The organism is Limnospira platensis NIES-39, assembly GCF_026000695.1.
Lineage (GTDB): Bacteria > Cyanobacteriota > Cyanobacteriia > Cyanobacteriales > Microcoleaceae > Limnospira > Limnospira platensis.
In genome coordinates, this window is record NZ_AP026945.1 from 6,229,075 (window position 1) to 6,249,060 (window position 19,986).

Sequence of the window (19,986 nt, forward strand, 5' to 3'; positions counted from 1 at the left end):
CTACGAGGAATTGAGTGATTTTTCAGGGGAGTTTCTAACAGTAATTGACAAAACCAGATTTGGCGTGATATTTTCAAGATAATGGTTATCCCGTGTCTATAACCGGATAAACTCCCCGAAACCCCTATGCTGTCGTGAACTTCTGGAATTGACGGGAGTTTGAGAGGGAATGCGGCGACACCAATTTAGGGAAAGGTGGGGGGGGGAAAGCGATCGCTCTATACCCCTAGCGGAAAAGGTTACAGCCAGACCTGTCAAATTTACCTCCCCCAACTCACCAGTTAACCCTAACGCCAGGAAGAGTCTTTAAATGTATCGGAAATACTATGGGGAATTGAGTGATTTTTCGAGGGAGTTTCTAACAGTAATTGACAAAACCAGATTTGGCGTGATATTTTCAAGATAATGGTTATCCCGTGTCTATAACCGGATAAACTCACCGAAACCCCTATGCTGTCGTGAACTTCTGGAATTGACGGGAGTTTGAGAGGGAATGCGGCGACACCAATTTAGGGAAAGGTGGGGGGGGGAAAGCGATCGCTCTATACCCCTAACGGAAAAGGTTACAGCCATACCCGCCTAATTTACCTCCCCCAACTCGCCAGTTAACCCTAACGCCAGGAAGAGTCTTTAAATGTATCGGAAATACTACGGGGAATTGGGTGATTTTTCAGGGGAGTTTCTAACAGTAATTGACAAAACCAGATTTGGCGTGATATTTTCAAGATAATCGCCTTCCTGTGTCTATAGCCGGATAACCTACCCAAAACCCCTATGCTGTCGTGAACTTCTGGAATTGACGGGAGTCTGAGACTGAATGCGGCGACACCAATTTAGGGAAAGGTGGGGGGGGGAAAGCGATCGCTCTATACCCCTAGCGGAAAAGGTTACAGCCAGACCCGCCTAATTTACCTCCCTCAACTCGCCAGTTAACCCTAACGCCAGGAAGAGTCTTTAAATGTATCGGAAATACTATGGGGAATTGAGTGATTTTTCGAGGGAGTTTCTAACAGTAATTGACAAAACCAGATTTGGCGTGATATTTTCAAGATAATGGTTATCCCGTGTCTATAACCGGATAAACTCACCGAAACCCCTATGCTGTCGTGAACTTCTGGAATTGACGGGAGTTTGAGAGGGAATGCGGCGACACCAATTTAGGGAAAGGTGGGGGGGGGAAAGCGATCGCTCTATACCCCTAGCGGAAAAGGTTACAGCCACACCCGCCTAATTTACCTCCCCCAACTCGCCAGTTAACCCTAACGCCAGGAAGAGTCTTTAAATGTATCGGAAATACTATGGGGAATTGAGTGATTTTTCGAGGGAGTTTCTAACAGTAATTGACAAAACCAGATTTGGCGTGATATTTTCAAGATAATGGTTATCCCGTGTCTATAACCGGATAAACTCACCGAAACCCCTATGCTGTCGTGAACTTCTGGAATTGACGGGAGTTTGAGAGGGAATGCGGCGACACCAATTTAGGGAAAGGTGGGGGGGGAAAGCGATCGCTCTATACCCCTAGCGGAAAAGGTTACAGCCACACCCGCCTAATTTACCTCCCCCAACTCGCCAGTTAACCCTAACGCCAGGAAGAGTCTTTAAATGTATCGGAAATACTACGAGGAATTGAGTGATTTTTCAGGGGAGTTTCTAACAGTAATTGACAAAACCAGATTTGGCGTGATATTTTCAAGATAATGGTTATCCCGTGTCTATAACCGGATAAACTCACCGAAACCCCTATGCTGTCGTGAACTTCTGGAATTGACGGGAGTTTGAGAGGGAATGCGGCGACACCAATTTAGGGAAAGGTGGGGGGGGGAAAGCGATCGCTCTATACCCCTAGCGGAAAAGGTTACAGCCAGACCTGTCAAATTTACCTCCCTCAACTCGCCAGTTAGCCCTCACGCCAGGAAGAGTCTTTAAATGTATCGGAAATACTATGGGGAATTGAGTGATTTTTCGAGGGAGTTTCTAACAGTAATTGACAAAACCAGATTTGGCGTGATATTTTCAAGATAATGGTTATCCCGTGTCTATAACCGGATAAACTCACCGAAACCCCTATGCTGTCGTGAACTTCTGGAATTGACGGGAGTTTGAGAGGGAATGCGGCGACACCAATTTAGGGAAAGGTGGGGGGGGGAAAGCGATCGCTCTATACCCCTAGCGGAAAAGGTTACAGCCAGACCTGTCGAATTTACCTCCCTCAACTCGCCAGTTAACCCTAACGCCAGGAAGAGTCTTTAAATGTATCGGAAATACTATGGGGAATTGAGTGATTTTTCGAGGGAGTTTCTAACAGTAATTGACAAAACCAGATTTGGCGTGATATTTTCAAGATAATGGTTATCCCGTGTCTATAACCGGATAAACTCACCGAAACCCCTATGCTGTCGTGAACTTCTGGAATTGACGGGAGTTTGAGAGGGAATGCGGCGACACCAATTTAGGGAAAGGTGGGGGGGGAAAGCGATCGCTCTATACCCCTAGCGGAAAAGGTTACAGCCAGACCTGTCAAATTTACCTCCCTCAACTCGCCAGTTAGCCCTCACGCCAGGAAGAGTCTTTAAATGTATCGGAAATACTATGGGGAATTGAGTGATTTTTCGAGGGAGTTTCTAACAGTAATTGACAAAACCAGATTTGGCGTGATATTTTCAAGATAATGGTTATCCCGTGTCTATAACCGGATAAACTCCCCGAAACCCCTATGCTGTCGTGAACTTCTGGAATTGACGGGAGTTTGAGAGGGAATGCGGCGACACCAATTTAGGGAAAGGTGGGGGGGGAAAGCGATCGCTCTATACCCCTAACGGAAAAGGTTACAGCCAGACCTGTCAAATTTACCTCCCCCAACTCACCAGTTAACCCTAACGCCAGGAAGAGTCTTTAAATGTATCGGAAATACTATGGGGAATTGAGTGATTTTTCGAGGGAGTTTCTAACAGTAATTGACAAAACCAGATTTGGCGTGATATTTTCAAGATAATGGTTATCCCGTGTCTATAACCGGATAAACTCACCGAAACCCCTATGCTGTCGTGAACTTCTGGAATTGACGGGAGTTTGAGAGGGAATGCGGCGACACCAATTTAGGGAAAGGTGGGGGGGGGAAAGCGATCGCTCTATACCCCTAGCGGAAAAGGTTACAGCCAGACCTGTCGAATTTACCTCCCTCAACTCGCCAGTTAACCCTAACGCCAGGAAGAGTCTTTAAATGTATCGGAAATACTATGGGGAATTGAGTGATTTTTCGAGGGAGTTTCTAACAGTAATTGACAAAACCAGATTTGGCGTGATATTTTCAAGATAATGGTTATCCCGTGTCTATAACCGGATAAACTCACCGAAACCCCTATGCTGTCGTGAACTTCTGGAATTGACGGGAGTCTGAGACTGAATGCGGCGACACCAATTTAGGGAAAGGTGGGAGTTAGGAGGCGATCGCTCTATACCCCTAACGGAAAAGGTTACAGCCATACCCGCCTAATTTACCTCCCCCAACTCGCCAGTTAACCCTAACGCCAGGAAGAGTCTTTAAATGTATCGGAAATACTACGGGGAATTGGGTGATTTTTCAGGGGAGTTTCTAACAGTAATTGACAAAACCAGATTTGGCGTGATATTTTCAAGATAATCGCCTTTCTGTGTCTATAGCCGGATAACCTACCCAAAACCCCTATGCTGTCGTGAACTTCTGGAATTGACGGGAGTCTGAGACTGAATGCGGCGACACCAATTTAGGGAAAGGTGGGGGGGGAAAGCGATCGCTCTATACCCCTAACGGAAAAGGTTACAGCCATACCCGCCTAATTTACCTCCCCCAACTCGCCAGTTAACCCTAACGCCAGGAAGAGTCTTTAAATGTATCGGAAATACTACGGGGAATTGGGTGATTTTTCAGGGGAGTTTCTAACAGTAATTGACAAAACCAGATTTGGCGTGATATTTTCAAGATAATCGCCTTTCTGTGTCTATAGCCGGATAACCTACCCAAAACCCCTATGCTGTCGTGAACTTCTGGAATTGACGGGAGTCTGAGACTGAATGCGGCGACACCAATTTAGGGAAAGGTGGGGGGGGAAAGCGATCGCTCTATACCCCTAGCGGAAAAGGTTACAGCCAGACCTGTCAAATTTACCTCCCCCAACTCGCCAGTTAACCCTAACGCCAGGAAGAGTCTTTAAATGTATCGGAAATACTACGAGGAATTGAGTGATTTTTCAGGGGAGTTTCTAACAGTAATTGACAAAACCAGATTTGGCGTGATATTTTCAAGATAATTGCCTTCCTGTGTCTATACGCGGACAACCTCCCCAAAACCCCTATGCTGTCGTGAACTTCTGGAATTGACGGGAGTCTGAGACTGAATGCGGCGACACCAATTTAGGGAAAGGTGGGAGTTAGGAGGCGATCGCTCTATACCCCTAGCGGAAAAGGTTACAGCCATACCCGCCTAATTTACCTCCCTCAACTCGCCAGTTAACCCTAACGCCAGGAAGAGTCTTTAAATGTATCGGAAATACTACGGGGAATTGGGTGATTTTTCAGGGGAGTTTCTAACAGTAATTGACAAAACCAGATTTGGCGTGATATTTTCAAGATAATCGCCTTCCTGTGTCTATAGCCGGATAACCTCCCCGAAACCCCTATGCTGTCGTGAACTTCTGGAATTGACGGGAGTTTGAGAGGGAATGCGGCGACACCAATTTAGACCAATTTCGGGAGAGGTGGACGAAGTTAGAACCGAAACGAACCGAAACGAACCGAAACTGTGGTAGGATGTCAAATTGTCCGAACACTGACCACCTGCACTGTCTCCCATGCCTAGCTTTTTACTCGAAGTCGGTACAGAAGAATTACCAGCAACCTTTGTCGAAGGCGCGATCGCCCAGTGGGAGGCGATGATTCCCGCCAGCCTAAAAGAACAATACCTCACCTGCGAGTCGGTGAAAGTGTACGCCACACCGCGAAGACTGGCTGTAGTCATAGCCGGACTGCCCGAACAGCAACCTGATCGCCAAGAAGAAATCAAAGGTCCCCCCGCCACTGCTGCCTTCAAAGAGGGGAAACCGACGAAAGCAGCGGAAGGTTTCGCGAAAAAACAGAATATCAAATTAGAAGACATCGAAATTCGCCCGACCCCCAAAGGGGATTTCGTGTTTGTCCTCAAACACATTCCCGGACGCAAAACCGCCGAAATTGTAACGGAATTAATACGCCAATGGATTAATCGGTTGGAAGGTAAGAGATTTATGCGCTGGGGAGATGGAGATATCCGCTTCCCCCGTCCGATTCGTTGGTTAGTAACCCTACTAGATAAGGAGATATTACCGCTAAGTATCCCCAACGGTTCCGAAACTATTAGTAGCGATCGCCATAGCCAAGGTCATCGAGTTTTACACCCTAACTCAGTCAGTATTGCGGAAGCGACGGAGTATGCGGAAACCCTGGGTAAAGCCTTTGTAGAAGTAGATCCGCAGACGCGAAAAACAGCGATCGCCAACCAGGTAAAAGTAGCAGCGAACAGCGTAGGCGGCGAGGCGGAAATTCCCGAAGATTTGCTGAATGAAGTGGTTAACTTAGTGGAATGGCCGACAGCGGTAGTGGGAACTTTTGACGGGGAATTTTTAGTGCTGCCACCGGAAGTGATTAAAATGGTAATGGTGACACATCAGCGGTATTTCCCAGTCTTAGATACCCAAGGGAATCTGAAACCATATTTTATTACTATTTCTAATGGTGATCCAGCCAAAGCTGCCATTATTGCATCGGGGAATGAACGGGTAATCCGCGCCAGATTAGCAGATGGAGAATTTTTCTATAAAACCGATTTAAAGAAACCCCTAGAAAACTATCTCCCCGACTTGGAAAATGTCACGTTTCAAGAAGATTTGGGTTCAGTTCGCGATAAGGTAAATCGGATTATTGCCAATGCCGATCGCATTGCTAAACAGCTAAAAGTAAGCGAAGGGGAACTCGCCCAGATTAAAAGGGCAGCCTTATTATGCAAAGCTGATTTAGTCTCTCAGATGGTTTATGAATTTCCCGAACTTGAGGGAATCATGGGTGAAAAATATGCTTTAGCTGGCGGGGAATCTGAAGGGGTCGCTAAGGCTATAGTTGAACATTATCTCCCCAAGGGAGCAAGCGATCGCCTGCCGACAAATATCATTAGTCAAGTGGTCGCCCTAGCTGATAAACTCGACACCCTAGTTAGTATTTTTGGCTTGGGAATGCTTCCCACAGGTTCATCAGATCCCTTTGCTCTGAGACGGGCGGCTAATGGAGTTCTGAATATTATCTGGTCGGCTGACTTACCTTTAAATTTGCATGAGTTGCTAAAGGATTTAACGACGGATTTCGTTAATAGTCATCCTAACGCGATGTTAGGTCTGATTCATCATTTAGAAGATTTCTTTTTACAGCGCATTCGGACTTTGTTGCAGGACGAGAAATCTATTGATTATGATTTGGTAAATGCGGTGCTGGGAGATGAAGACATAGAATATAAGGAACGCGCATTACAAGATTTATTAGATGTACGCGATCGCGCTTTGTTTTTACAAGAAATTCGCGGTGATGGTACCTTAGACATCATCTATGAAACTATCAACCGTTCCACCCGTCTGGCTAAACAAGGCGACCTCGACACGGGGGAACTTCAACCCGATACGGTGATTAACCCTTCCCTGTTTGAAAAGTCTTCAGAACAGGCATTGATGGAAGCCCTAGAAAACTTGATACCCAACACTCAAGCAGCACTAGAAACTCGCAATTATCGACAGTTAGTTACAGCCTTAGCAGCAATTGTTCCCACAGTTACCCAATTCTTTGACGGTGAAAATAGTGTTTTGGTGATGGACTCTAACCCGAAAGTACAGCGAAACCGTCTCAACCTACTAGGGTTGTTGCGAAATCATGCCCGTGTACTAGCAGATTTTGGCGCAATTGTCAAGGGGTAAATGATAGATTTTACAATTCTGTGATGATTTCTTTGGGAAAAAATTTGAATCCATTAAGGACAAAAATAACTAACCCAGTCAGAATAACCCAATTAGCCAACAGGAAACTAGAGACAACCGCAACTAAAGCAATGCCTCCTGAGACTAGCTTGATTAATTCTTCTTGGGTGTAAGTATAAACCAAAACGGCAGCAATAGAGATAGCGATCGCAATTAGGGAAGGTAAATATCCAGCGAGGTTAATTTCCATGACCATGAGACTCCAAGTGGTAACTGTTATGGTTGCTATATCCAAGATAGAAGCCTGTGTAATGATCCAATCAAGCGATGCTGCAACTTTCGTAACTGACCTATAGGGAAATTGCCTATAAAAGTTGTCGCATAGTGGCATTGCTGGTTATTGACCGTTATTCCAGGTGACTGTAGCTGTGCTAGTTTCCTGATTGACACAATGACAGTCAACTCCGCTGGTGGGAGAAAGATGTTGGAGAGAGAGACAACGGTCGGTTGTTGTCTGGGTGGGGAGAATTTTTAAAAACTCTGGTGGATATGGAAATCATCTGCGATCGCGAAAATATTGTGCCACCAAAATGGAAAAATTGGGGCACAATAAATATTATGCTGTCACTGAGAATGCGATCGCTATGACCTGCTGCATCAACCCCAACTGTCCGCAACCGATAAACCCCGACAACCTGACATATTGTCAAAGCTGTAATACCCCCCTAGTTTCACTACTGCGGGGACGCTACCGTATTATTAAACCCTTGGGAAAAGGAGGCTTTAGCCGCACCTATCTAGCTGAGGATACGGATAACCTCAACCGTCGGTGTGTAGTCAAACAACTGGTAGCGGACGTAAAAAGTAACTGGGGACTACAAAAGGCAACAGACTTGTTCAAGTTAGAGGCGCAACAATTACAGCAACTAGAAGGAAACCCACAAATTCCGGGAATTTACGGTTATTTTGAAGAAGATAACTGTCTATATCTCATCCAACAATATATAGAAGGAGAAAACCTGGCGCAACTTTTAGAAGAGGGAGGAATCTGGAATCAAGTACAAGTCCGCCAACTGCTAGTCAAATTGCTTCCGGTTTTAGAGTTTATCCATAGTCGCCAGGTAATTCACCGAGATATTAAACCGGAAAATATCATCCATCGTAGCAGGCTTCCTCAACCGATAAGCGATCGCCATAATTTAACCGCTACCCCTAACCACAGCGCACCCACGATCATTCAAGATCAAGTAGTTACCCAAACCACAGAGATCGGTGATTTAGTATTAATTGATTTTGGGGTATCCAAACAACTATCAGAAACGGTGATGGTTAACCCCCTAGGGACCAGAGTAGGTTCAGATGGTTATGCAGCTTTAGAACAAATGCGCGGAGGAGAAGCCTACGCCGCCAGTGACCTGTACAGTTTGGGTGTCACCTGCTTTCATTTACTCACGGGAATTCATCCCTTTGAATTATGGACAGAACAAGGTTATGGCTGGACAAAAAACTGGCGTAATTATCTACCAACTCCTATCAGTCCAGAATTAGGACAAATTCTCGATCGCCTGCTTCAGAAAGACCTAAGCGATCGCTACAGCAACGCCACCGAAGTTTTAGGAGACCTGAATTCTAATAGTCATCCTCTCCCAGTGATGTCCTATCCTTTATTTATGAGATTGTCTCGCCGCCGAAAACCTGCGAAAACGATAGCGATCGCTAGTGCGGCATTATTGTTATTGGGGACGGGTGGAAATATATTATTAAACAATACCCCCCCAGCGGTAATGTCTTGGATAACTCCGGTGGCGGCGTGGAATCAAGCGAGGTTAGGACAAACCTTAACCGGACACACTTCTCAGATATTAACTGTGGCTATTACCCCTGATGGTCAAACTCTCGCCAGCGGTAGTCATGATAATACGGTGAGATTATGGAGTTTACAAACCTTTGAACATCTTTCTACTTTAACGGGACATGGAGGCGCTATCAACTCAATTGCTATCAGTCCTGATGGTCGAGTTATCGCCAGTGGTAGTCGCGACAATACGGTGAAATTGTGGGATCTTCACAGCAAACAAGAAATCGCCACGCTGAAAGGACATGAAAGGGATATTACGACGATCGCTTTTAGTCGAGACGGTAAAACTCTCGCCAGTGGTAGTCGCGATCATACTATTACTTTATGGGATTTAGAGACTAACGAACTCATTGGTACATTAAGAGGACATAATCATGAAGTTCGCGCAGTGGCTTTTAGTCCTAATGGTAGACTCATAGCTAGTGCTTCCCAGGATAATACGGTGAAATTGTGGGATATTGACCGCCGCGAGGAAATCTCGACTTTATTATCCCATGATAAGTCAGTGAATGCGATCGCCTTTAGTCGAGATGGTCAAACTCTCGCCAGTGGAAGTAGTGATCACACTCTGAAATTATGGGATGTTACAACTAAGGAAGTTATCGCTACTTTACACGGACATTCACAAGCCATTAAATCTCTCGCCCTGAGTCATGATGGTCGAATTATCGCCAGTGGTGGTGATGATGATACGGTCCAACTTTGGGACCTCAAAACTAAAGAAGCGATCGCTACCTTGCGAGGACATTCCTCTAAAATTGAAGCGATCGCGTTTTCTCCCAAACGTCCCCTCTTGGTTAGTGGTAGCCATAATCGCAACCTGGAAATTTGGCAAATTCCTGACTAATCTACCAGCTATTTATAGCAGGGATTATCAAGTCATGATTAAACCGAGGATTTTCGGACAGGCTTTGAAAGGGAGATTTTCCATTTATGGTCAACCTGGTTAACCTCAATATCTGGAATAGTCCACGGTGAAAAATTTCAGATTTTCCTAAAAAAACAGTTGACATCAGGTTAATGTCAGGTTACAATAATGAGTGATTGCTAAAATTAATTTTTCCCTTGATTATTTTAGGATTATCCCTATTGAGCTAGAATTGTAAGCTGGTGAAATAGAGGCGATCGCATGACCCCAAGTTACCGAAATAGCAGGGACATCAGACAATTAGGGATTAACCCCCATTGCTGGTATGTTGTCAGCAGCAGCCAGGAAGTCACCAGTAGCCCAGTAGGGGTAATTTTGTGGAATCAGTCGATTGTGTTATTCAGGGACACCCAGGGGAAAATAAACGCCTTAGAAGACCGATGTCCCCATCGCCAAGTCAAACTAAGTCACGGAAAAGCGATCGGGGATGAGATAGAATGTATCTATCATGGCTGGAGATTCAATGGTGGTGGAGACTGTGCTTATGTACCGTATTTACAGGAGAATCAAAAACCGCCAAAATGCGGAATCAAGACCTATCCAGTGCGAGAATTATATGGATTTATTTGGGTATTTATAGGAGAGGAAAAGCCAGATATTGAACCGCTAGAAATTCCCGAATGGGAACACCTGAACTACATAGCCACAGTAGCGACAATTCACACCCAGGCGCACTATTCTTTTTTAATCGAAAACCTGATGGATATGTACCACGGCCACCTACACCAAAACTGGCAAGCCTGGACGGAGGCGCAATTAGATTATATCACAGAAACCGACAATAAAGTTGATGCTTATTATGAAGCACAAAGCTATTATAAAATAGACAAAATCTGGTCAATAGCGCAACTATTTTTTCCTCCTCTGAGAAAACTGCATCCCGAAAGGCTGACGGTTAGTTATATCTATCCCCATTGGTATTCTACTCTCGGTGAAGACTTCAAAATCTACTGTTTACTCTGTCCAATGAGTGTTACAGAAACTCGTGCCTACTTAATCCATTTTACCTCGCTTAACGCCTTTTGGAGACTGCATAAACTCCCGGTTAAATTTCGTCAATTCATAAAAAACAGCCTATTTGGTTGTGCCCAAAAAATGTTAGATGGTTTAGTGGAAGAGGATGTTAGGATGATAGAAGAGGAACAACAGGCGTATCAAAAGCATCCCCAGCGGCGGGGTTACGAATTAAATAAAGCGATCGCATCTGTTCAGCGAGTGATGAAAAAGCAGGCGATCGCCAATTAATCAACTAGCCCTCTAATTCTCCTGAGCATCAGTAGATACAGCGGCTGATTTTAGATTAACAAATAGGTCATAACGGCTGGTGTGGTTGTCAGTGACAGCCGTAGTCAAACCGATAGATTGAACAGCATTTACCCAGACTTCTTGTTGAGGAGGTAAAGGGGGTAAAGAGAGGTTTTGGCGATTAAATACCTGTTCAACATTAATATAAAAATTCCCATGTTTAGGACTGAGACTAGAGGGGAAAGTTTGTCGGAACAAAGAACTAGAACTAATTGCGGTTTGAGGTTGTGGTATAATCTGATTAGCCACAGCAGCGCCCAAATTCACAAAAGCGACATCTCCATCTAACCAACCGCGAAGCACAGTAAAGCCGCCATAGGGAGAAGTCCACTGAACCACAGGCTGACCATTAAGTTGAGCATCACCAACTTGGAAACTGCGACCCCTGAGAATTTCATCTAATTGTTGTAAAGCTGTGTCTGCTGCATTGCGATCGCTGACCCTAACCATAAAAATCAAACCCGCCATAAACCTTTGAGGGGTGTCAGGATTAGAAATAGCCGGAATTACAGACAGAGAAAACTCGCCATCCATCCAGCTCAGGAAATCTCGCTGCAACTCCATACCAATAGACTCTTGTAAACTAGCAGCCAAAGCCTGTGGATTAAAAGGAGCGATCGGATTAGCATTAGCACCTTGATTATAATCACTCCAGAACTGTTTAAGGTTGCTGCCACCGAGAGTCATAATTGCCGTATCTGGGATACGTCTGAGCATTCCATCAGTAGAATTCCCAACAGTGAGTTTTCTGTCAGTGTTAGGCCGCAACCAGGAAACCCCCTGAAAATTAATGCCATTATCTCTTAAAATAGCAGTAGTAGCAAAGCCCTGGTGTCGTTTCAATTGTTCCAAACTTTCTGGGGGAATAGGCTGCGCCGCAGTCATAGAAGCCAAAGAAGCAGCGACGGGAATATTCAGATAAACCTGAGCAAAAGCCTGGGAATTTCTAATTTGTTGAACTGCTGCCGAATATCCAGGAGTAGCAGCGAGGGAAGTATCACCGCGATAAGTATCGATCGCCCTATCGGTAGCACGAGGGTCATCAGAAACCAACAAAAACTCTCTATCGAGGACTGCAATAGAGTAATTTTGCAATCGTCCTTGAGTTTCAAATATATCAATTCCCCGGTAGTTACGTTCGAGAATTTCTCCTTGATTTAAAGACTTTCGAGCCGTCAGAATTTCTTGAGCCCGGAGAGGATTAGCAATAGGAAGTAATAAGATCCTAGCGGAAGTCATGGGAGACTGACGGGGAGTATCACCGGAGGGGGAAGGCTGACCAGAGACCAGAGCCGGATCTGGCAACCAAGCCATCATCACCTCATTACCAATCCAGGGCTGAATATCCTGCTCAAAATCATAGCCTTGATCAGTAAAAATGCGATCGCGCCACTGAATTAGCAATTGTTCAAAAGCGGCTTGAGACTGTGAAGTGCCATACTGTTGAAGTGTTTGCCATTTTTGAGGCGAAGTAGAAACAGAAACAGCCAACAAGGCATCTTGGGGAACAATATTAGCGCCCAAAGGCACATCCCTAATAGTTCTTCTAGCGGTCAACACGAAATAGGCAGCAACCCCACCACCAATCAAAATAGCGATCGCACCTATAGTTACAAGCAGAGACGGTTTATTTTTTGCAAGCATAACTAGCCCATGGGAAATCGAAAAAACTCAGATGTCAGTTCACAGTAGCACTAAATCAATCAAAGTGTAGAAACCGAGAGCCAACAATAGGATAGCGACCAATTGGGTAAGCAGCAAGCGGTTAGAGGGAAAAATCGCCTCTCGAACTAACATGGCAGTGGAGGACCCCATCACATAACTAAGACACAAGACCAAATAGGGCCACCGTCCAGTTATAGCCCACAGCAGCAATAGTGGCATCCCCAGCAGTAGCATCAGAACCTCAATAAATTGAGGCGGATTATATTGGGTTAAATAAACCAGATTCTGCCACCAAACTTGCCAAAGTCTCATCAGGTTATCCCGCTGTCAAATTCATCTAGTTTCCAGGATAGTCCCTGAACAGACCAGGAAGCAAGGGAACCCTGACCCCCAATTGGATACTATGATATTTTAGCGTCCTGACAGTCGCCGCCGAGAGCCGCCGAAATCATCCTCGATTTGCAATTGTGGCTGAGTTTCCTCTTGAAATTGAGATTCGTATTTCTCCAGCCAATCGAGTCCTACCTGAATGGTAATATCCGACTGTAGATGACCTGTACTTTCCACCACAACTTCCCCAAATCCCAAGGCTTCCTGAATAGCTTGTGCGCTTCTGACATCGCCATCTTGAGCAATAACACGGGTAACATCAAGTGGTTGATTCCAGGGTCTTGTTAGTCTCAGATTCCAATATCCTTTACGATTGAGGGAAGACATGAAATCATCAACCGCATAGGAATCATCAGTGCTGTCTTGAATGGCAATTCTCAAATCCCTCGGATCAATATTATCAAAACTCCAGCGGTTATGACCAAAATCAAAATGTTTTGTCACCATCGCATCAAGGCGACTATAATCTGGTAGCCAATAACTAGCTCTATACTCTTTCGGATCACTAAACTGTCCAGGAACCATCAGCATTTGTACATCATCAGGATTTACCTGAGCGGCAAAATTGACCAAAGCCACCAATTCTTCTAAAGTCAAATTTGTATCAATATGAGATTGAATAATCGAAACCAACCTAGGTATGCGGGATATCGTACCCACATCTAAAACTTGGTTAATAAAAGAGCGGATCAGCATTTGCTGTCGTTGTACCCGACCAATATCACCTAAATTGTCATATCGGAACCGCAAAAACTGCAAAGCACCATCACCATCAAGATGTTGTTCACCCTCTTTCAGATTAATATAAAGATGTTGGCTATCATCTTGATACTTCATATCTTTAGGAACATAAACGGTGACTCCTCCCAAGGCATCAATCAGCTTTTCAACGCCTAAGACATTAACGCGAACGTAGCGATCTATGCCGACACCGCCCATCAATTCACTCACCGACTTAGCGCTAAGTGCGGGACCACCGTAGTAGTTAGCATCATTAATTTTAGTCATCCCCCGTCCCTTGACAAAAGTACGGGTATCCCTAGGAATAGAAAGAACTTTTAACTTATTAGTATTAGGGTCAAAACGCAACAGAAGCATGGTATCAGAAAGACCCTTAAAGGAGTCTACTACCGCATGATATCCCAGGTCTTCTTCTGGCGGTTCATCTAAATCTGAGGTTAAAACTTTAATACCCAAAACTAGAATATTGACAGGACGAGTTAATTCTGGTAGACGCATATTTACCCGCGCCATTTCACCCTTAGAAAAAACCGCCTGCTGTTCAGGTGTTAACTTTTCCTGCATCAGGGGAGTTGAAGACAAGGAAACAGCCAGCAAGGCTCCAGCAGTTGCCGAAATCATAGCCACTCCGGTTAAACCCATACCAATGCCAAGCCATTTGGCGGGGCTAGACCTGATGAACTTTTTCATAACAGGTCGAGACGGTTGAGATCTAAGTGGTTTTTGCCGTTTGATTGGATGATTTGACACAGGCTTCCTCACACACCAATTTTAATATACAAAGAGTTTACAGACACTTCCGAGAAATTGTGATATCAATTGACAATTGGTCAATTATAATGCTCGATCGCCCTTGTTAGCAATGGTTAGCATAGGCCAAGGGGGAGTAATCATATCCGCCAGAATAATCCATTCTTTCAGCATCAGCCAGCCATAACAGGATATACAACTCACCCAAATCTACTGTAGTTTAATATTCAGCAACTCAGGAGTTAGGGGGATTATCCCCCAGATAACGACGCATAACCTTTTCGGAGAAGGGACTGATTGCAGGCAACCACAGGGGTTTATCTTTCCATAGACGCACCATTAAGCCAAAGTTAACTAAAAAGTAAGTTGTGGTCAGAACACTGCTAGTTAACAACACAGGTAGTTCCGGGATTTCCGCAAGACTAGCACCACCGCGCAAAAGCAAATTGCCAGCCAACCAGCTAAATGCTAAAGTCACGACTAAGCGACAGGTAGCGCGTTCTTGGGGTGTACCCTGATGGCGATACAAAGTCCATAGGGCCGGGAAAAAGCCCAACACGGGAATTAAATACACAAACTGTTGGATAGATATTCTATCGCTGGGTTGGTCCCGATGATGCCGCATAAGATATCCTCATCTCCAGGCTGATAGGTTGGATCGCTGGGGTCGGTATGGGAAGATACTCCCTAGGGAATTGACCAACGGGGGTAGTAGAAGCACTTTTTTGGTTGTCCCTTGGGGTCAGCAAATTCTGATACACTGGATAAAAAGACCAGATGTTGGAGGAAACACAATCGCTATGAGTCAATCCCAAAAATCAGTTGTTATCGCCCCATCTATATTATCAGCAGATTTCAGTCGTCTTGGAGAAGAAATTCGCGCTGTTGATGAAGCGGGCGCTGATTGGATTCATGTTGATGTTATGGATGGTCGCTTTGTCCCTAATATTACCATCGGTCCTCTGATTGTTGATGCTATTCGGCCCGTTACTAAAAAGCCTCTGGATGTTCACTTGATGATTGTGGAACCAGAGAAGTATGTTGAAGATTTTGCTAAGGCTGGGGCTGATATTATCTCGGTTCACGCTGAACATAATGCTTCCCCTCACCTCCACCGGACTCTCAACCTGATTAGGGAATGTGGCAAACAGTCCGGTGTGGTATTAAATCCTTCTACTCCGCTGGAGTTGATTGAGTATGTTTTGGATGTGTGCGATCTGGTGTTGATTATGAGTGTCAACCCCGGCTTCGGAGGTCAGAAGTTTATCCCGACTGTGGTTCCTAAAATTCGCCAACTGCGCCAAATGTGCGATGAGCGGGGTCTTGACCCTTGGATTGAAGTTGATGGCGGCTTGAAGGTTGATAATGCCTGGCAGGTGTTGGAAGCTGGGGCTAATGCTATTGTGGCAGGTTCGGCGGTGTTTAATGCTGATAATTATTCGCAGGCGATCGCCGGTATTCGTAATAGTAAGCGCCCTAGTCCTGAATTAGCGACGGTCTAAACTGCTGGCCTTACTGAACTCAGGGGGGGGGCGTAATGTTAGATAATCCTACTAGAGACTAAGTAAAATCGCTCCCCCCAATCCCCACATAGTGAGTTATTATGGGTGAGCCTTCCTGTTGAGCTACTAAATGTGGACATCGAGTTAGGATTGGCATGGCTTCAGAATCTAGGTTATCTAAGTAAAGTATGGTTGAAACACTAATCACATCAGGCATCATCAATCCTCGCCAATGGCCTTTAGCGCGTGTTTGGTTGGAGGTGGCTACTTATCTGGGAGTCCCACCTCGCCAAATCGATCGCTTAGAGTTCTGGGCACATCAAATTTGGGTTAAACTCATAGGTATGAGGGCGACATTAGTTAGTTTCCGGGTTCTGCCTCTGTGGGTGGAACAAGGACTTGCAGCTATTAAGCAAACAAGCGATCGCGATCGCCTAGATCTGCTAGGGGAAATATTTAGCACTGAAATCTCGCGCTACTCCAAACGCTATAATGCCCAAGACATAGAAAACTGGCGATCGGCTTGGGCGGAACAATCCCAGAAACTCAAACAACAAGAACTTATCAAAATTCAGGAAGAAGAAAATCTTAAACCCCTTCGGGAACACCAGCAGGCTTGTCAACAATGGCTCGAAGGTTGGCGGGTGATTCTGAAACACTGCCAAAGTCTGGAATCTCTCGATAATTTAGTCCCGGAAATCGAACGACAAATGCAGGAGTTTTCCGACTTGGAGGAAGCGGCTACAGCCATGGAAATTTGGAGCGATCGCCGTCAGGAAGTAGCCCAAATTACTGGCGGAATTACTTAATTTTGCCTATACCTGAATCTGATTTAGCCTTTAATAATCTGGTAAATATCATTAAGTTTCGCTTCAATTACAGGAGGTTTGGAGGTGAAACGAATATAAAATTTACCCGGTTCGGCTGGTTTTTCTAAGACCTTGGCATAGATATCCTCCCGCAGTTCCGAGTCCGATGATTTCAGATTCAGTTTGATGTTAGTCAACACCAGCGGTAAAGAGTCTGTACCATCTTCTGCACCGATTAAAGCACTGCGATCGGAGAGTTCTAATAACCGCCCAGAAAATAGGTTTTCGCCAACGTGCTTACCTTCTAAGACCGTATATTGTAATGATATGGGCTGAGACAAAGAATAAAATATTTCGGTTTCTTTGGGTAAAAATAGGTTATATTTCCCAGCAATTCCAGAGACTTCATAGATAGCTATGGGATTTTTAACCCCCTTGGGTTGTACCAATTTCTTATCATCAATTTTAACTAAATTAGGATTAGTACAATTGAGGGTTTCTTCAGAAATAATAATTTGTCCGCCTGTGGTGTAAGACTCAATTCTGTAGGTGAGATTAACATGACTTCCTACAACTCCGTATTTAGTGCGTTTTTCCGAACCCAAATTACCAACGACCACTTCTCCGGTATTAATGCCAATTCCCATTTCTAAAGCGGGTAATTCCCACTTCTCCATTTGTTCATTTACCTGAGCCATAGCCAACTGCATGGCTACGGCACAAGCCACCGCCCTTTCTGGGTCATCTTCGCGCAGGGTAGGCGCACCAAATAACACTAAAATACCATCCCCCATAAATTCATCAATTGTCCCTTGATAATGGGTAATGACATCAGCCATATAGGATAAATAGAAATTCAGCACTTGCACAACTTCTTCAGGGGGTAAGCGTTCAGAAAGCGCGGTAAACCCCCGTAAATCCGAGGTTAAAATGGTGATTTTACGACGTTCGCCACCCATTTTTAATCCCTCTGGGTGTTCCAGCAAATTAGCAACTATTTCATCACTGAGATATCTACCAAAAGTTTTACGGATATCGGATGCTGAACGAGCAATATAAGCAGTAATTACCACTACTGAACCGACCAAAGCCAGGGATGAAGGTACAACAGGTAACCACCAACTGCCTAAAAATACGATAAAGGTAAAGCCTAATAAAATACCCCCAGCCATCACCAAAATCACAACTCTTTTAAATAGGAATTGTCCAACTCTAGTGGGGTCGCGTAATCGCCAAGTTAGGGTCGCCCCCAGACCAGACCAAAACAGAATCCATAGCCATTCGATAACTTCTGGTAAAGTTCTAATTAGAGGTCGATTTTCCAGGGCGGCGCTGATGATGTTACTAACAATATTAGCATGGATTTCTACGCCGGTCATGCGTTGATCTGGGGCTAGGGTGTAGGGGGTAGAAAATAAATCTTTCATGCTTTCGCCCACCGAACCGATTAAAATAATGCGATCGCTTCCCCAGTCTGAGGCTACCCGGTTTTCAAAAATATCTCGCATGGAGACAATTTCAAAATGCTGGCTAGGTCCTCGGTAGTTAAGTAAAACTTGATAGCCACCATCATCGGCGCGCACATAACCGCCATCATTCCCCTCAAAGGGAACAAACACCACATCACCAAATTTCCACCAATTATCTGTACCTTCTACAATCTCAACTGAAAAGTCCGGTTCTTCATTTAAATATCTCAGGGCTAAATGAACGGCAAAACTATGGACAGTTTCCCCATTTTCTCTGGGGAAATATAGCAAAGCGCGACGCACCCTATTATCCTGATCAACAATCAGGTCATTAGCCCCAACTTGTCCCTTAGCAGCCAAGGCGGGAGGGGGTCCCACCCGACTAAAAAAGTGATCACCTATGACTTTTTCAATACCAATTAGATTATCTGTAGTTTCAAAAAGCCGCACCAATTGGGAATGCCCAGGTTCAAAGGGTAAATCTCGATAAATATCTAATCCGATTACCCTAGGATTCATGGCATTTAGTCGTTGGATTAACTCAAAATACACCCCATCTGGTACATAACCTTGACCAATAAATTTAAGGTCATCCTCATCAATACCAACGATGACAATGCGACTATCACGGCTTTCCGGGGGTCGCCAGCGCATATACTGGTCATAGGCAGCCAATTCCAAGGTTTGCAAAATACCAGTTAGCCGTAATAAAATCACGGCGAGGGCGACAGAGGGGGTCGTCACCAGGACAACCCGCCAATTCCAGAATCGTTCTCTAATGGTTTTGAGCATTTAGTTACGATGCTTCGATTTCCGAACCCACAGTTTCCTCAATTTCTGGAATACAACAGGGGGCGATGGGTTTAGAGGCGATATCTTTTAATCCTACGGACTCCATCAACTGTTGCCAAATTTCGGGATGAGTTTCTCGCAGTCCTAACACAATCAGGAGAGTCTCCGGCCACATCTGTTGTTCTGCATACAGTACCGCCTTATCAATGGGGTCAGTTTCGGCGGCAATTCTAGCTTTGTGTTCCTCGTCTAATTCTATCCGTTCAATAGCTCCTGTGATGGACTCGTCTAAATCCCTTTGATTAGGATCGCAAAATAGGGAAAATTGCCAGGTGTAGGTTTCTCCCACTCTCAAGGAAACGGTTTCCGGTAGGCTAATTTTCATAATAGCCCCTTGTGCGGGTGTGGCGAAACTTTCCACATAGACATCCCGACCTTGGCTATCTAGCACCAAAAATTCAGCCTTTTGGGCTTTGGTTTTGGGAACGTACAGGAAAAAGCTGGGATTGGGGGAAGCGGTCTTTAAGACCTCGTAACCAATGGGTAATAGGGGGGTGATAAAATCACTGTTGTTGTCACAAGTGCCATCGACAATGGTGCTGGCATTCCCTCGGGTTCCTCCTCCAGCGGTTGACTGAGGTGGCTGGCGACTTGGACCTTGTGGAAATTCTAGGGCTGTGGTGATGGAAAGGGGAGTGGCGATCGCTAATATAGTAGATGCGATCGTAGTTAACAGTGTCCGCCCGCGCCAAAATTTGATTTTCATGTAAAATTCTATACCTCCATAATCCGTTGAGCCAATTTAC

General features: G+C 44.9%; 16 protein-coding genes. 9 read left to right on the forward strand and 7 right to left on the reverse strand.

All coding sequences use genetic code 11. The features are described from left to right. The first annotated feature begins 169 nt into the window (after positions 1–169). From N39L_RS30585 to glyS, 5 genes are all read left to right on the forward strand, one after another. Positions 170–310 carry a hypothetical protein gene (locus N39L_RS30585; protein WP_434221515.1) on the forward strand — a complete coding sequence of 47 codons (141 nt, stop codon included), beginning with the start codon at positions 170–172 and terminating at the stop codon, positions 308–310. Between the two features lie 1,478 nt (positions 311–1,788). After that, entirely contained in the window at positions 1,789–1,929 is a 141-nt protein-coding gene (locus tag N39L_RS30590; RefSeq protein WP_202070246.1) for a hypothetical protein, read from the forward strand. Between the two features lie 183 nt (positions 1,930–2,112). Beyond that, entirely contained in the window at positions 2,113–2,253 is a 141-nt protein-coding gene (locus N39L_RS30595; protein WP_158307576.1) for a hypothetical protein, read from the forward strand. An 829-nt stretch (positions 2,254–3,082) separates the two neighbouring features. After that, positions 3,083–3,223: a hypothetical protein gene (locus N39L_RS30600; RefSeq protein ID WP_158307576.1), complete on the forward strand. Its 141-nt coding sequence runs from the start codon at positions 3,083–3,085 to the stop codon at positions 3,221–3,223. A 1,606-nt stretch (positions 3,224–4,829) separates the two neighbouring features. Beyond that, positions 4,830–6,971, forward strand: coding sequence for a glycine--tRNA ligase subunit beta (gene glyS / locus N39L_RS30605; protein ID WP_006619539.1), 2,142 nt, complete (start codon positions 4,830–4,832; stop codon positions 6,969–6,971). Positions 6,972–6,981: 10 nt separating this feature from the next. Here the strand turns inward: glyS and N39L_RS30610 are convergent, their stop codons facing one another. Continuing rightward, positions 6,982–7,221: a hypothetical protein gene (locus N39L_RS30610; protein WP_006619538.1), complete on the reverse strand. Its 240-nt coding sequence runs from the start codon at positions 7,219–7,221 to the stop codon at positions 6,982–6,984. A 268-nt stretch (positions 7,222–7,489) separates the two neighbouring features. Here N39L_RS30610 and N39L_RS30615 point away from each other — a divergent pair, with 268 nt between their 5' ends. Both N39L_RS30615 and N39L_RS30620 read left to right on the forward strand, forming a co-directional pair. Then, positions 7,490–9,676 (forward strand): serine/threonine-protein kinase, encoded by a 2,187-nt coding sequence (locus N39L_RS30615; RefSeq protein WP_006619537.1) that lies wholly within the window; start codon positions 7,490–7,492, stop codon positions 9,674–9,676. 282 nt (positions 9,677–9,958) lie between these two features. After that, complete coding sequence (locus tag N39L_RS30620) at positions 9,959–11,002, forward strand: aromatic ring-hydroxylating dioxygenase subunit alpha (RefSeq protein WP_006619536.1); 1,044 nt, start codon at positions 9,959–9,961, stop codon at positions 11,000–11,002. 12 nt (positions 11,003–11,014) lie between these two features. Here the strand turns inward: N39L_RS30620 and N39L_RS30625 are convergent, their stop codons facing one another. From N39L_RS30625 to N39L_RS30640, 4 genes are all read right to left on the reverse strand, one after another. After that, on the reverse strand, positions 11,015–12,706 hold the full coding sequence (locus N39L_RS30625) for a DUF3352 domain-containing protein (protein ID WP_043468719.1): 1,692 nt from the start codon (positions 12,704–12,706) through the stop codon (positions 11,015–11,017). Between the two features lie 39 nt (positions 12,707–12,745). Next, on the reverse strand, positions 12,746–13,039 hold the full coding sequence (locus tag N39L_RS30630; protein WP_006619534.1) for a hypothetical protein: 294 nt from the start codon (positions 13,037–13,039) through the stop codon (positions 12,746–12,748). Positions 13,040–13,138: 99 nt separating this feature from the next. Further along, positions 13,139–14,548, reverse strand: a complete 1,410-nt coding sequence (locus tag N39L_RS30635) for an LCP family protein (RefSeq protein WP_006619533.1) — start codon at positions 14,546–14,548, stop codon at positions 13,139–13,141. A 295-nt stretch (positions 14,549–14,843) separates the two neighbouring features. Further along, the gene (locus N39L_RS30640) at positions 14,844–15,233 is read right to left on the reverse strand and encodes a hypothetical protein (RefSeq protein ID WP_006619532.1); all 390 of its coding nucleotides are present in this window, start codon (positions 15,231–15,233) and stop codon (positions 14,844–14,846) included. Between the two features lie 175 nt (positions 15,234–15,408). On the opposite strand from N39L_RS30640, the gene rpe reads away from it, so the two are divergent. Both rpe and N39L_RS30650 read left to right on the forward strand, forming a co-directional pair. Next, complete coding sequence (gene rpe / locus N39L_RS30645; protein ID WP_006619531.1) at positions 15,409–16,110, forward strand: ribulose-phosphate 3-epimerase; 702 nt, start codon at positions 15,409–15,411, stop codon at positions 16,108–16,110. Between the two features lie 188 nt (positions 16,111–16,298). Beyond that, a complete protein-coding gene (locus tag N39L_RS30650; protein ID WP_006619530.1) occupies positions 16,299–16,919 on the forward strand; it encodes a hypothetical protein in 621 nt (206 codons plus the stop codon). A gap of 23 nt (positions 16,920–16,942) precedes the next feature. On the opposite strand, the gene N39L_RS30655 is transcribed toward N39L_RS30650, so the two are convergent. Next, positions 16,943–19,180, reverse strand: coding sequence for a CHASE2 domain-containing protein (locus N39L_RS30655; RefSeq protein ID WP_006619529.1), 2,238 nt, complete (start codon positions 19,178–19,180; stop codon positions 16,943–16,945). A gap of 4 nt (positions 19,181–19,184) precedes the next feature. Then, positions 19,185–19,946 (reverse strand): DUF928 domain-containing protein, encoded by a 762-nt coding sequence (locus N39L_RS30660; protein ID WP_006619528.1) that lies wholly within the window; start codon positions 19,944–19,946, stop codon positions 19,185–19,187. Positions 19,947–19,986 lie beyond the last annotated feature (40 nt).

Bases quoted from the DNA above. Each gene is read 5' to 3' on its own strand.
- N39L_RS30600 (WP_158307576.1), top strand. From the start codon at position 3,083: ATGCGGCGACACCAATTTAGGGAAAGGTGGGGGGGGGAAAGCGATCGC.
- N39L_RS30585 (WP_434221515.1), top strand. From the start codon at position 170: ATGCGGCGACACCAATTTAGGGAAAGGTGGGGGGGGGAAAGCGATCGC.
- N39L_RS30625 (WP_043468719.1), bottom strand. From the start codon at position 12,706: ATGCTTGCAAAAAATAAACCGTCTCTGCTTGTAACTATAGGTGCGATC.
- N39L_RS30620 (WP_006619536.1), top strand. From the start codon at position 9,959: ATGACCCCAAGTTACCGAAATAGCAGGGACATCAGACAATTAGGGATT.
- rpe (WP_006619531.1), top strand. From the start codon at position 15,409: ATGAGTCAATCCCAAAAATCAGTTGTTATCGCCCCATCTATATTATCA.
- glyS (WP_006619539.1), top strand. From the start codon at position 4,830: ATGCCTAGCTTTTTACTCGAAGTCGGTACAGAAGAATTACCAGCAACC.
- N39L_RS30635 (WP_006619533.1), bottom strand. From the start codon at position 14,548: ATGAAAAAGTTCATCAGGTCTAGCCCCGCCAAATGGCTTGGCATTGGT.
- N39L_RS30660 (WP_006619528.1), bottom strand. From the start codon at position 19,946: ATGAAAATCAAATTTTGGCGCGGGCGGACACTGTTAACTACGATCGCA.
- N39L_RS30590 (WP_202070246.1), top strand. From the start codon at position 1,789: ATGCGGCGACACCAATTTAGGGAAAGGTGGGGGGGGGAAAGCGATCGC.
- N39L_RS30630 (WP_006619534.1), bottom strand. From the start codon at position 13,039: ATGAGACTTTGGCAAGTTTGGTGGCAGAATCTGGTTTATTTAACCCAA.
- N39L_RS30595 (WP_158307576.1), top strand. From the start codon at position 2,113: ATGCGGCGACACCAATTTAGGGAAAGGTGGGGGGGGGAAAGCGATCGC.
- N39L_RS30610 (WP_006619538.1), bottom strand. From the start codon at position 7,221: ATGGAAATTAACCTCGCTGGATATTTACCTTCCCTAATTGCGATCGCT.
- N39L_RS30655 (WP_006619529.1), bottom strand. From the start codon at position 19,180: ATGCTCAAAACCATTAGAGAACGATTCTGGAATTGGCGGGTTGTCCTG.
- N39L_RS30650 (WP_006619530.1), top strand. From the start codon at position 16,299: ATGGTTGAAACACTAATCACATCAGGCATCATCAATCCTCGCCAATGG.
- N39L_RS30640 (WP_006619532.1), bottom strand. From the start codon at position 15,233: ATGCGGCATCATCGGGACCAACCCAGCGATAGAATATCTATCCAACAG.